The sequence below is a fragment of the Aureimonas sp. SA4125 genome (assembly GCF_019973775.1).
GTDB lineage: Bacteria > Pseudomonadota > Alphaproteobacteria > Rhizobiales > Rhizobiaceae > Plantimonas.
The window spans coordinates 4,955,825-4,968,066 of sequence record NZ_AP025032.1; the positions used below are offsets into that span (position 1 = coordinate 4,955,825).

13 protein-coding genes are annotated in these 12,242 nt (G+C 66.6%); 6 read left to right on the plus strand and 7 right to left on the minus strand.

Going from position 1 to position 12,242, the window contains the following annotated elements:
- Positions 1 to 74 precede the first annotated feature (74 nt).
- Entirely contained in the window at positions 75 to 1,442 is a 1,368-nt protein-coding gene (locus Sa4125_RS23420) for a cytochrome P450 (protein ID WP_224002284.1), read from the plus strand.
- Between the two features lie 94 nt (positions 1,443 to 1,536).
- On the opposite strand, the gene cysK is transcribed toward Sa4125_RS23420, so the two are convergent.
- Positions 1,537 to 2,562: a cysteine synthase A gene (cysK, locus tag Sa4125_RS23425; RefSeq protein ID WP_224002286.1), complete on the minus strand. Its 1,026-nt coding sequence runs from the start codon at positions 2,560 to 2,562 to the stop codon at positions 1,537 to 1,539.
- A gap of 413 nt (positions 2,563 to 2,975) precedes the next feature.
- Between cysK and Sa4125_RS23430 the strand changes: the two genes are divergently transcribed.
- Positions 2,976 to 3,875: a GGDEF domain-containing protein gene (locus tag Sa4125_RS23430; RefSeq protein ID WP_224002288.1), complete on the plus strand. Its 900-nt coding sequence runs from the start codon at positions 2,976 to 2,978 to the stop codon at positions 3,873 to 3,875.
- A 69-nt stretch (positions 3,876 to 3,944) separates the two neighbouring features.
- Here the strand turns inward: Sa4125_RS23430 and dut are convergent, their stop codons facing one another.
- The 6 genes from dut to ubiE are packed head-to-tail and all read right to left on the minus strand — an operon-like array spanning position 3,945 to position 8,717.
- Positions 3,945 to 4,394, minus strand: a complete 450-nt coding sequence (dut, locus tag Sa4125_RS23435; RefSeq protein ID WP_224002290.1) for a dUTP diphosphatase — start codon at positions 4,392 to 4,394, stop codon at positions 3,945 to 3,947.
- Entirely contained in the window at positions 4,391 to 5,626 is a 1,236-nt protein-coding gene (coaBC, locus tag Sa4125_RS23440) for a bifunctional phosphopantothenoylcysteine decarboxylase/phosphopantothenate--cysteine ligase CoaBC (RefSeq protein ID WP_224002292.1), read from the minus strand. Before coaBC ends, dut begins: the two co-directional genes overlap by 4 nt.
- Positions 5,623 to 6,027 (minus strand): type II toxin-antitoxin system VapC family toxin, encoded by a 405-nt coding sequence (locus Sa4125_RS23445; protein WP_224002294.1) that lies wholly within the window; start codon positions 6,025 to 6,027, stop codon positions 5,623 to 5,625. Before Sa4125_RS23445 ends, coaBC begins: the two co-directional genes overlap by 4 nt.
- Positions 6,024 to 6,290 (minus strand): TraY domain-containing protein, encoded by a 267-nt coding sequence (locus Sa4125_RS23450; RefSeq protein ID WP_224002296.1) that lies wholly within the window; start codon positions 6,288 to 6,290, stop codon positions 6,024 to 6,026. Before Sa4125_RS23450 ends, Sa4125_RS23445 begins: the two co-directional genes overlap by 4 nt.
- Positions 6,291 to 6,347: 57 nt before the next feature.
- On the minus strand, positions 6,348 to 7,931 hold the full coding sequence (gene ubiB / locus Sa4125_RS23455; RefSeq protein WP_224002298.1) for a 2-polyprenylphenol 6-hydroxylase: 1,584 nt from the start codon (positions 7,929 to 7,931) through the stop codon (positions 6,348 to 6,350).
- Between the two features lie 6 nt (positions 7,932 to 7,937).
- Positions 7,938 to 8,717, minus strand: coding sequence for a bifunctional demethylmenaquinone methyltransferase/2-methoxy-6-polyprenyl-1,4-benzoquinol methylase UbiE (gene ubiE / locus Sa4125_RS23460; protein WP_224002300.1), 780 nt, complete (start codon positions 8,715 to 8,717; stop codon positions 7,938 to 7,940).
- Positions 8,718 to 8,906: 189 nt separating this feature from the next.
- Here ubiE and mutM point away from each other — a divergent pair, with 189 nt between their 5' ends.
- The 4 genes from mutM (at position 8,907) to Sa4125_RS23480 (ending at position 12,235) form a co-directional block, all read left to right on the plus strand.
- Positions 8,907 to 9,809, plus strand: coding sequence for a bifunctional DNA-formamidopyrimidine glycosylase/DNA-(apurinic or apyrimidinic site) lyase (gene mutM, locus Sa4125_RS23465; RefSeq protein ID WP_224002302.1), 903 nt, complete (start codon positions 8,907 to 8,909; stop codon positions 9,807 to 9,809).
- A 79-nt stretch (positions 9,810 to 9,888) separates the two neighbouring features.
- The gene (locus Sa4125_RS23470; RefSeq protein ID WP_224002304.1) at positions 9,889 to 10,662 is read left to right on the plus strand and encodes an enoyl-CoA hydratase; all 774 of its coding nucleotides are present in this window, start codon (positions 9,889 to 9,891) and stop codon (positions 10,660 to 10,662) included.
- Between the two features lie 188 nt (positions 10,663 to 10,850).
- Positions 10,851 to 11,129: a 30S ribosomal protein S20 gene (gene rpsT, locus Sa4125_RS23475; protein ID WP_224002306.1), complete on the plus strand. Its 279-nt coding sequence runs from the start codon at positions 10,851 to 10,853 to the stop codon at positions 11,127 to 11,129.
- Positions 11,130 to 11,803: 674 nt separating this feature from the next.
- Positions 11,804 to 12,235: a rhodanese-like domain-containing protein gene (locus Sa4125_RS23480; RefSeq protein WP_224002308.1), complete on the plus strand. Its 432-nt coding sequence runs from the start codon at positions 11,804 to 11,806 to the stop codon at positions 12,233 to 12,235.
- The last annotated feature ends 7 nt before the right edge of the window (positions 12,236 to 12,242 follow it).

Here is a 12,242-nt window from a genome sequence, read left to right on the forward strand (position 1 = left end):
CATTGTGTGCCGGCGCGGGGGGCAATGGGCGTGGTCCTGCCCATATCGGGGTGAGTTGAGAGGAAAACCCGCTTATGGATACCCGCCCCCTGCCGTTTCGTGCCCCGGCACCGATACCTCCGGAAAAGACGCTGAGCTTTGCCCGCTTCGTCTACACCGCCGCGCGCAACCCGCTGCGGATCTGGGCAGAGCGCGCCTATCGCGAGCCGCATGTCCGTTCCGACTGGCTGAAAACGCCGACCATCATCGTCAACGATCCCGCCGCGATCCGCTACCTCATGGTGGAGAATGCCGGCAACTACGTCATGCAGCCGCTGCGCCAGCGCATCCTGAGGCCCATGCTGCGCGACGGGTTGCTCACCGCCGAGGGCGAACTCTGGCGCCGGACCCGCCGGGCGCTCGCGCCGGTGTTCACGCCCAGGAACATCCAGGGGTTCGCGCCGATCATGCAGCGCCGGACGGCGCTCTTCGCCGAGAGGCTGGCGGCCTTGCCCGATGGACGCGCCGAGATCGCCCACCAGATGACGCTCCTCACCTACGACATCCTGCAGGCGACGCTTTTCACGGACGACATCGCCAGCCCACCGGAGGAGTTTGCCCGCTCCATGGAGGGCTTTCTCGGCCGGATGGGGCGGGTCGATCCGCTCGATCTCCTCGACGCGCCGGCCTTCCTGCCGCGCATCGCCCGGATCATGGCCGGACGCTCCCAGGCCTATTTCCGCAAGCTGATCGGGGCGACCATCGACCGCCGCCAGGCACTCGTCGCCAGCGACCCCGGCGCTGCCCCGCGCGATTTCCTGACGCTTCTGCTGGAGGCCGAGGGGCTCTCGCGGTCGGAGATCGAGGACAACATCATCACCTTCATCGGGGCCGGCCACGAGACCACGGCGCGGGCGCTCGGCTGGACGCTCTATCTCCTCAGCCAGGCGCCGGAGGAGCGGGCAAAGGTCGAGGCCGAGCTCGACGCGCTGCTGCCGGGGCTGGAGGGCGAACCCGCCGGCTGGGTCGACCGGCTGGTCTATACAAGGGCCGCCTTCGAGGAGGCGATGCGCCTCTATCCGCCGGCTCCCTCTCTGAACCGCACGGCGGTCGCAGACGACCGCTTCGGCGACCTCGAAATTCCCGCCGGCGCCTCGGTGCTGGTCCTGCCCTGGCTGGTCCACCGGCATGAGAGCCTGTGGAAGAACCCCGCCTGCTTCCTGCCGGAGCGCTTCCTGCCGGAGAGCCGGGCATCGATCGACCGCTACCAGTACCTGCCCTTCGGCATCGGCCCGCGCGTCTGCATCGGCCAGAGCTTTGCCATGCAGGAGGGCGTGATCCTGCTCGCCGAACTGATGCGGCACCTGCGTTTCGACTTCGTCGGGACGCGGCATCCTGTTCCGGTGCAGAAGATCACCGTCCAACCCGATCGGGGATTTCCGATGCGGGTATCCCGCAGATAGCCGCGTTTCTGCTGTGGCGCCCGCACAAGACCATCGCCGGCGTGGCGGGTGGGGCTGCGGGCACCCGGCTTCGGCAAGAAGCGCTCGCAGCGCGTCAGATCGACGGCGCGCCTTTGGGGGGCTCCACCGGCTCGTCGTCGACAAGGCCCTCGAACAGCGCCGTCGACAGGTAGCGTTCGGCAAAGGAGGGGATGATGACGACGATGTTCTTGCCCTCGTTCTCCGGCCGAAGACCGACCTTGATGGCGGCGGCGAGCGCGGCGCCGGACGAGATCCCGACCGGCACGCCCTCGAGCCGGGCGACGAGACGGGCATAGTCGAAGGCCGTGTCGTTGCCGACCGTCACCACTTCGTCGTAGATGCCGCGGTCGAGGATGGCGGGCGCAAAGCCTGCACCGATGCCCTGGATCTTGTGCGGTCCCGGCGTGCCGCCCGACAGGATGGGCGAGGCCTCCGGCTCGACGGCGATGATCTGGAGCTGGGGGTTGCGGGCCTTCAGGACCTGGCCGGCCCCGGTGATCGTGCCGCCGGTGCCGATGCCGGAAACGAAGATGTCGACCTTGCCGTCCGTATCGTTCCAGATTTCCTCGGCGGTCGTCACGCGGTGGATCTCGGGATTGGCGGCGTTCTCGAACTGCTGCGGGATGACGGCGTTCGGAATGCTCTTCTGGAGCTCTTCGGCCTTGGCGATGGCGCCCTTCATGCCCTTGGCACCCTCGGTGAGCACGAGTTCCGCACCCAGCAGGCGCAGCATCTTGCGCCGCTCGACCGACATCGTCTCGGGCATCGTCAGGATCAGCTGATAGCCTTTGGAGGCGGCGGCAAACGCCAGGCCGATGCCGGTATTGCCCGAAGTCGGCTCGATCAGCGTGGTCTTGCCCGGAGTGATCGTGCCCGAGGCCTCCAGCGCCTCGATCATCGCCACGCCGATCCGGTCCTTGACGCTCGACGTCGGGTTGAAGAATTCGAGCTTGGCAAGGAGGTTCGCCTTGACGCCCTTTTCGCGGGCCAGCTTGTCGAGCCGGACGATCGGCGTGTCACCGATCGTGTCGACGATGGAGTCGTAGATCCTGCCGCGACCGTGCGTGCGGGCCTTGCCCTCGTTCACTGCCTTGTCCATCGATATCGCTCCTGTTGGAATGGACGGAAGGAATCTCGGGCCGATGCGACCCGGTACGCCAAACTCCCGCTTCGACCCGATACAATAGGCTAAACCAGGCCATTCGCGAGAGCCAAGCCGTCCGCCTGCACGCGAAAAGGCGAAAGTTCTTTTCCTGGAACGGCCAGATGGCGGCATTGCGGTTCGCTGAAGGGCGCAATGCCGCCGGTGTTCCTGTCTGGAAAACGCGGCGCATCTGGCGAGAATACAGCCTTTCCGACGACGCCGCGGTCGAAGGGCGCAGAGGCTGAACGCCCCCCGCGCCCTGCCGCGGACACCTAATGCGCCGACGTGCAAAACTTGCCCACTCCCCTTCACACTTCGGCAAGGCCGCACCGCCACAGTCAGCCACTCCGACCCATGAGGCGAAGTCCTTGCAGCAGCAACTCGATTCGATAAAGCGCATCTGCCTGGAGACGTTCGGGCTGACGGTGGTGATGGGCGTCGTGACGGTCATCGCCGCCTACCACTATTTCGATGGTTTCGGTTTCGAGTCCGCCCGGTCGGCGGCCTTCTTCTCGCTCGGCGCGATTTTCGTCAGCGCCGTGCCGATCCAGATCTACATCATCGCCCGCATCTCGGCCCTGCGCGCCGACAATACGCAGCTTTTCGACAGGGCGACACGGGACGGCCTGACGCGGGTCCTGAACAAGACGACCTTCCAGGCGAAGGTGGAAAGCGAACTTCGCCATTTGGGCCGCCGCCAGGGAGACGGCCAGTTCTTCACGCTGCTGATCCTCGACGCCGACCACTTCAAACGCATCAACGACCGGCTCGGCCATGCCACCGGCGACCAGGCCTTGATCGCGATCGCCGCGACGTTGCGGCGTTCGCTGCGCCAGGACGATATTGTCGGTCGCATCGGCGGCGAGGAGTTCGCCATCCTCCTGCGCAATGCCGGATATGAGGAGGCGCGTCTCGTCGCCGAGCGGCTGCGGCTGGCGATCCACGGCCTGACGGTCGGCCCCAGTGCCCAGCCGACACGTCTGTCCGTCAGCCTCGGCGGCGTGACGTTCCAGAACGCCTTGCCCTACGACATGCTCTACCGCGCCGCCGACGCCAATCTCTACAAGGCCAAGAAGAATGGCCGCAACCGCGTCGACATCGCCAACCTCGTCCGGCTGGTCCGCCAGACCGGCGATAACCGCGGCGCCACCGGCGCGCTGACGCGGGAGACCAGTGGGATCGTCGTGCGCGACGGGGGACGGCAAAGGCTGGACGCCGCCCCCACCGCTTCCGAGATCAGGATGGTCGCCGCAGGCCGGGATCGCTGACACCGCAGCGGAGCCGTCCTCGCCAGAAGTACGAGGCCGCCGTCTGCTAAGCCCAGGCGACAACGTGCTTCAACGGCCCGTCGAGCCGAAACCGGCAGCGCCGCGGTCGGTCTCGTCGAGGTCGCCGACCTCCTCGAACGCCGCCGCCGTCACCGGCGCGATGACGATCTGCGCGATGCGGTCGCCGTGCCGGATCGTGAAGGCGGCATCGCCGTGGTTGACGAGGATCGCCATGACCTCGCCGCGATAGTCGCTGTCGACGGTGCCGGGCGCGTTGAGAACCGTCACCCCGTGCTTGGCGGCAAGCCCCGAGCGCGGCCGCACCTGCATCTCGAAACCGGCGGGCACGGCTACCATGAAGCCGGAGGGCACCAGCGCCCGGGTGCCCGGCGCCATCACCAGTGGTGTGTCCAGCGCCGCCATCAGGTCGGCCCCGGCTGCGCCGGGGCTCTGATAGGCGGGCAGCGGCAGGTCGCCCGCATGGGAGAGGCGCACGAATCGGACGATGGGGCGGGTCACGGGGCGGTCTCCTTCATGTCGGCCTCCAGCATGTCGGCAAGGCGGTCGGCCAGACGCTCGGCGACCGCCTCCTTCGTCATCTGCGGCCAGGCTTCGCTGCCGGCCCGGGTGACGAGGTGGACGGTGTTCGTCGCCCCGCCCATGACGCCCTGGTCGGCGCCGCCCTTGGAGACGTCATTGGCGAGGATGAGGTCGGCGCCCTTGCGGTCGAGCTTGGCGACGGCGTTGGCGAGGAGGTCGTTGGTCTCGGCGGCAAAGCCGACGACGAGCCGCGGCCGCTGGCGATGATGGCCGGTGGCGGCGAGGATGTCCGGATTTTCGACCAGCGCCAGCGCCGGCGGACCGTCCGGCCCCTTCTTGATCTTGGCATCCGCGGCGTCCGCGGTCCGCCAGTCCGCGACGGCGGCGACGAAGACGGCGATGTCCGCGGGCAGAGCGTTTTCCACCGCCGCCAACATGTCGCGCGCCGTCTCGACCGCGACGACATCGACGCCGGCCGGCGCCGGGATCGTGACGGGCCCGCAGACGAGGGTCACCCGCGCACCGCGCCGGGCGAGCGCGGCGGCGATGGCATGGCCCTGGCGGCCGGATGAGCGGTTGGCGATGTAGCGCACGGGATCGATCGGCTCGTGCGTCGGCCCCGACGTGACCACCGCGTGCCGTCCCCTGAGGCTCTGCGTGACGGGCGCGAGAAGCGCCGCCAGCGCGGCGACGATCTCGAGCGGCTCGGCCATGCGGCCAAGGCCGGACTCGTTCGTCTCCGCCATCTCGCCGGCGTTCGGCCCGACGACGTGGACGCCGTCGGCCTTGAGCTGCGCGAGATTTCGGCGCGTCGCCGGATGGTCCCACATCGCCGGGTTCATCGCCGGGGCGAGAAGCACCGGCACGCGGGCGGCGAGCAGCACGGCACCGGCGAGATCGTCCGCCCGTCCGGTCGCCAGCATCGCCATGCGGTCCGCCGTCGCCGGCGCAACGACGATCGCGTCACACTCGCGCGCCAGCCGGATATGGCCGACATCCTGCTCGTCCTCGCGGTCGAACAGGTCGCCATACACGCGGCCCCCGGCCAGCGCGCCGACCGACAGTGCCGTCACGAACTCGCCCGCCGCCCGCGTCATCACCGGGATCACCGTCGCGCCGCGCTCGCGCAGCCGCCGGATGAGATCGAGCGCCTTGTAGGCCGCGATGCCGCCGCCGACGATGAGGAGGATGCGCTTGGAAGAGAGCGTCATGCGCGGTCAAGCGCCGACACGAGGTCCGTGTGCACGAAATCGTCTCCCACAAAAAGCAGCGGCAGACCGCGCGCCTTGGCCAAGGCATAGGCAAAGCAGTCGCCGAAATTCAGACGGGCAGGACTACCGGTCCCGCGGCCATATGTCGAATAGGCCGCGACGGCGATCCGCGCTTCTTCGGCAGTAAGGTCCACGGTATCGATCTGCAGTCGCCGCACGATGAGATCGAGGCGCTGCAGGCCGCTCGGGCCCCATTTGGAGAAGACGACGATGCCAAGTTCGACTGCCGTGCCGCTGGAGAGGAAGATCCGCTCGGCATCCAGTGCCCGGCGGACAACGCGCTCGGCCGACGGCTCTTCGTTCAGTACCGCGACGAGGGCCGAGGTGTCGACGACGATCACCCGACTCCGTCCGACAATTCGTCGCTGAACTGCTTGAGGTCGAAATCCTTGGGGAGTCGCTGACCCAGAGCGAGAATGTCCCGGACGTCATTCTCGACCGCTAGACGATCACGTTTTAACGCGCGCCCTTTTTTTCCCGGTGCTAGCGCCAGGCCGAGGATGCTCTCCGCCTCGCGCTCGACGCTGCGTCCGGTACGCTGCGCGCGAAGCTCGAGCAGACGCTCGATCTCTGGGTCAAGCTGATCAAGGATCATGCGGGCCATCGGCTAAACCTTCCCTGAGGAAGATATCAGCCGTCCCTGAGGGCTACAACACCGTCCTCACGTCAACAGCCCCACCGCGATCCCGACCAGCGCCAGGGCCGTCACCCACTGCGCGATATGCCCGGAGATGATGCCGACTTTGGTGTCCTGGGCGAGTTCCACCAGCGTGTCGTCGTTGATCCTGATGCCGTTCTCGATCAGCTCGGGCAACTGATGGGCGAGGATTTCGATGCCGTCGGCGAACTGCGGCAGGCGCTTGGCGATGCGCATCAGCGCTTCGAGGCCGTCGCGGGCGTCGCGCAGTTTTGCCGCGGGGCCGAGCTCGGACAGGATGTATTCCGACACGACCGGCTCGGCCGCAACCCACATGTTGAATTTCGGATCGAAGGAGCGGGCGACACCCTCGACGACGACCATGGTCTTCTGCAGAAGGATCAGTTCGGGGCGCGTGCGCATCTCGAACAGTTCGGTCACCTCGAACAGGAGGGTCAGCAGATGGCCCATCGAGATCGTCTCGGCCGGCTGGCCGTGGATCGGCTCGCCGATCGCCCGCAGCGCCTGCGCAAACGACAGGACGTCCTGGTGGCGCGGCACGTAGCCCGCCTCGAAATGCACTTCGGCGACGCGTTTGTAGTCGCGGCGGATGAAGCCGTAGAGGATTTCGGCCAGAAACCGCCGGGAATCGGCGCTGAGCCGGCCGACGATGCCGAGATCGACGGCGACGATGGTGCCGTCCGGCGCGACGAAGAGATTGCCGGGGTGCATGTCGGCGTGGAAGAAGCCGTCGCGCATCGAATGGCGGAGAAAGGACTGCACGACGTTGACGCCGAGCGCCGGCAGGTCGTGACCGGCCGCCGTCACCGCGGCGACGTCGTTCATCTTGATGCCGTCGATCCATTCCATCGTCAGCACGTCGCGGCCGGTGCGCTCCCAGTCGATCGTCGGGACCCGGAATTTCGGATCGTTCGCGACGTTCTCGGCCATTTCCGACGAGGCGGCGGCCTCGAGCCTCAGATCCATCTCGATCCGGGTCGACTGTGCCAGCGTCTCCACCACGGCAACCGGCCGCAGCCGACGCGACGATTTGACGAAGCGCTCGAGAAAGCGGGCGATGAAGCTGAAGGCCTCGAGCTCGCGCAGGAATCGCAGGCGAACGCCCGGACGGATGACCTTGACGGCCACGTCATGTTCGCGCCCCTCGCGGTCGCGCACCCGCGCCCGATGGACCTGGGCGATCGAGGCGGCGCCGACGACATCGCCGAATTCCAGGAAGAGATCGTCGATGCGCCGGCCGAGCGAGACCTCGATCTCCGCGATCGCCTCGGCCCGCGGAAAGGGCGGCACGCTGTCCTGAAGGCTTGCCAGCTCGCCGGCGATCTTCACCCCGACGATGTCCGGCCGCGTCGCCAGGAACTGGCCGAGCTTGACATAAGAGGGCCCGAGCCGGTTCAGCGCCCGCGACAGCTTGATCGACCGCTCCGCCTCGTCGGCGGATTTTCGCGCCATCAGGCCGGCAAGGCGATAGGCCAAGAGCGGGCCGGCCGTCAGGCCGTCGGCGGGCAGCGACGTGACAACGCCTTCGCGCGCCAGAACATAGGCAGCGCGCAGCAGCGCCAGGATGCCGAGGACGGGATTGGCCACCTCGAGCTACAGCTTCCAGCCGGAATGCATCGCCGCAATGCCGCCCGACAGGTTGCGGTGCGTGACGCGCTCGAAGCCCGCCTGCCGGATCGCCGTCTCGAAATTTGCCTGGTTGGGGAAACGGCGGATCGATTCCACGAGATACTCGTAGGACTCCCGGTCGCCGGCGACGACCTTGCCGATCGCCGGAATCGCCTTGAACGACCAGGCCTCGTAGAGCTTGTCGAGCACCGGCAGGTCGACCTCGGAAAACTCCAGGCACAGGAACCGCCCGCCCGGCTTCAGCACGCGAAACGCCTCGGCGAGCGCGAGGTCGATGCGCGGCACGTTGCGGATGCCGAAGGCGATCGTATAGGCGTCGAAGACCCCGTCCGGCAGGTCGAGCTTTTCCGCATTGCCCTCGACGAAGGTCAGATTGTCCGAGAGCTTGCGCTTTTCCGCGCGTTCGGCACCGACGGCGAGCATGGAGCCGTTGATGTCGAGCACCGTGCCCGTCGCCGCGCCGCCCGAGGCCTCGACGATGCGAAAGGCGATGTCGCCCGTGCCGCCGGCGACGTCGACAAAGCGCCAGCCGGGACGCTTGGAGGGCGCGAGCCAGGACACCATGGCCGACTTCCAGATCCGGTGCAGGCCGCCCGACATCAGATCGTTCATCAGGTCGTAACGCTCGGCGACGCGGTGGAACACCTCGTTCACGCGCGCCTGCTTCTCGCTCGCTCCACCGACGGACTCAAAGCCGTAGGTCGTTTCCATCCCCTCGGCACCGGTAACGCGGCTTCGCGACATCTGAGCTGGACCTTCTGACAAGCTTTCGGGCCCTCGGCCCGGGAATGGATCGGCGCCCGGCAGCCTCTGCCTCGCCCGGCGAATGCTTCCTCTAGCGGAACGAACGTGGACAGGCCATGTCTGGATTCCACAACACCGTGATGGCGACAGCGATTGCGGCACGCGCTTTTCCCAGGGACTTAAGCTGCCATGCCCGAATTGCCAGAGGTGGAGACGGTTCGCCGCGGCCTGCAGCCCTTCATGGAAGGCGCGCTGATCCGCCGCGTCGAGTTGAAGCGCCCGGATCTGCGCTTTCCCCTCCCGGCGGGCTTTGCTTCGCGACTGGAGGGCAGGCGCATCGAAAGCCTCGGGCGGCGAGCCAAATATCTCCTTGCGCATGTCGCGGACGACCGGGCAGGGCTGATGCTCGCCATGCATCTCGGCATGTCCGGCTCGTTCCGGATGGAATCGCCGGAGGCCTCGATCCTGCCCGGCGCCTTCCACCATCCGCGCTCGCAGGCGCGCACCCACGACCACGTGCTGTTCCATCTCGATTCGCCGGAATGGGGGGACCTCACCGTCGTCTTCAACGATCCCCGCCGCTTCGGCTACATGACGCTGCATGATGCCGGCGACATGGAAAACCACCCCCATCTCGGCGCCCTCGGCATCGAGCCGACCGGCAACGCCCTCGACGGCGGCGCGCTGGCGCCGCTCTTTGCCGGCAAGACCGCGCCGCTGAAGGCCGCGCTCCTCGACCAGAAACTCATCGCCGGTCTCGGCAACATCTACGTCTGCGAGGCGCTGTGGCGGGCAAAACTGTCGCCGCGCCGCGCCGCCGGCAGCCTGGTGCGCAAGGACGGCAAGCCGACGGCGCGTCTCGGCGTCCTGGCGACCGAAATCCGCCAGACCATCGCCGACGCGATCGAGGCCGGCGGCTCTTCGTTGCGCGATTACCGCCAGGCCGACGGCTCCCTCGGCTACTTCCAGCACTCCTTCGCCGTCTACGACCGCGAGGACGCGCCCTGCCGCCATCCCGGCTGCCGCGGCATCGTCGCGCGCATCGTCCAGTCCGGCCGCTCGACCTTCTTCTGCCCGGCCTGCCAGCGCTGAGCCCGTCGCGGTCGCCTTGCCCTCCTTCGGCTCCTGCCTATTCTACGCTCCGGCAGACACCCGGCGGGAGGCGACACTCATGACCTACGAGACGATCAGGCTGGAGACGCGGGGCCGTGTCGCGCTGGTGACGCTCGACCGACCGAAGGCGTTGAATGCCCTCAACATGGCGCTGCTCGCCGAACTCTCGGACGCGCTGTCCACCATCTCCCGCGACGAGGGCATCGGCGCCATCGTCATCACCGGATCCGAAAAGGCCTTCGCCGCCGGCGCCGACATCAAGGAGATGCAGGCGCTCGGCTTTGCCGAGGCGTTTCTCGGCGACTTCGCCGGTGGCTGGGACGCGGTGGCGGCGACGCGCAAGCCGATGATCGCCGCCGTCGCGGGCTTTGCGCTCGGCGGCGGCTGTGAGCTCGCCATGATGTGCGACTTCATCATCGCCGCCGACACGGCCAGGTTCGGCCAGCCGGAGATCACACTCGGCGTTCTGCCCGGCATGGGCGGCACGCAGCGCATGGCACGCTCGATCGGCAAGGCCAAGACCATGGATCTCTGTCTCACCGGCCGGATGATGGATGCCGAGGAGGCCGAGAGAGCAGGTCTCGTCGCGCGGGTCGTCCCGGCGGCGGAGCTTATCGAGACGGCGATGGCCGCAGCCGGGAAGATCGCCGGCTTTTCCCTGCCGGCGACGATGATGGTGAAGGAGGCGGTGAACCGCGCCTTCGAGACGGGCCTTTCCGAAGGGCTGAGGTTCGAGCGGCGGCAGTTCCACTCGACCTTCGCCTTGGACGACCAGAGTGAGGGAATGGGGGCTTTCGTCGAAAAGCGGCCGGCGAACTTCCGCCACCGCTGAACCGTCCCGAGGCGGCGAAGTCTGTTTCGATCCGACACGGCTTCCAGGTTGACGGCGGCGAGGGGCGGGCCTATAAGCACCTTCGATATTCGGCGGCGTCAGGGCGACGTCGTTTTTTGTCGTGGCCTCGGGCGCTTGTTTGCGTTCGTCAGGCCCGACACGATCACCAACGACGAGAGAGACCCCGCATGGCCAATACGCCGTCGGCCAAGAAGGCCACCCGCAAGATCGAGACCCGCACCGCGGTGAACAAGAACCGGCGCTCGCGCGTCCGGGGGTTTCTGCGCAAAGTCGAGGAAGCGATCCTGACCGGCGACAAGGATGCCGCCCAGCTCGCCTTCAAGGCGGCCGAGCCCGAACTGATGCGCGCTGTCTCCCGCGGCGTGTGGCACAAGAACACTGCCTCTCGCAAGGTTTCGCGGCTTTCGAGCCGGGTCAAGGCTGTCGGCGCCGCTGCCGCCGTCTGATCGAAAGTCTTCATATATATACTGTCAAGGCCCGGCATTGCCGGGCTTTTTGATTCCTGGCTCAAGGAATTCTGTGCGCGTCCGCGGCAATAAATGCCCGATTCTGGGGCATGTCACTGTCCTGTCACAGTGCATTGCGCATTCCTTGGTCCGATATTCGGCGTAGCAGATTAAGGCTATGATTTTCAATGACTTGCGGAAGGTCGCGAGAATCTGCTGTTCTGCCGGCTAAGCAAATTTTGGTAAACCCTTGAGTCAAGCGGACCGCCACGAAAATTTCCAAATTTAAAGGTAGGCTTTATCCAGTTCAGTGGATGCTTGCCGAATTTATAGCCTTTTCAATGCGTTGTAAGGCGTACGCTGCATTCCGGCATGGCGAGTCAGCCACAGGTGGCGGCTGCCGCTGCTGATTCAGCCTGGAGTCCGCTTGCTCCCACCCCGCGCCTTGCGTATTTTCAAAACTGAGACAAGAGAACGAGAAGATTAAGTGTGGGGATAAGGCGTTCTATCCAAGTGTTTTTGGGCAGGCTGCATGTTTCGACGGCAAAATCTTTTGATCGCATTGTCAGAGTTTAGGTTCTCGGCAACTATTTCCAGGGCTTAGACGCTTCATAAATGAATATGGCATTTGACCGCGCGGGCTCCCTCGGGACCGGGCGAGGTGAGGATTTATCATGGCCGATGCCTATGCGGGGGATGTCACCGTCGCGACATGCTGGGACGTCCTCAGTCAGGATGCCGGAGCCTATCTCGTCGATGTCCGGACCCGGGCAGAGTGGACCTATGTCGGTTTCCCGCTGCTGCCGGACGGACGTCCACCCCTGTTCCAGGAATGGCAGACCTTTCCCTCGATGAGCGTCGATGCGGATTTCGCCGTGACACTCGCCGCGCACCTTGCCGAAGCCGGGGCGACCAAGGAGTCGAAGGTCTACTTCCTGTGCCGCTCGGGCGTGCGCAGCATCGCCAGCGCCACGGCCCTCACGGCAGCCGGTTTCACCCAGTGTTTCAATGTCCTCGACGGCTTCGAGGGGCCACCCGATGGCGAGGGCCATCGCGGGACGGCAGCGGGCTGGAAGGCCGAAGGCCTGCCCTGGACGCAGCGATGAGCGTCAC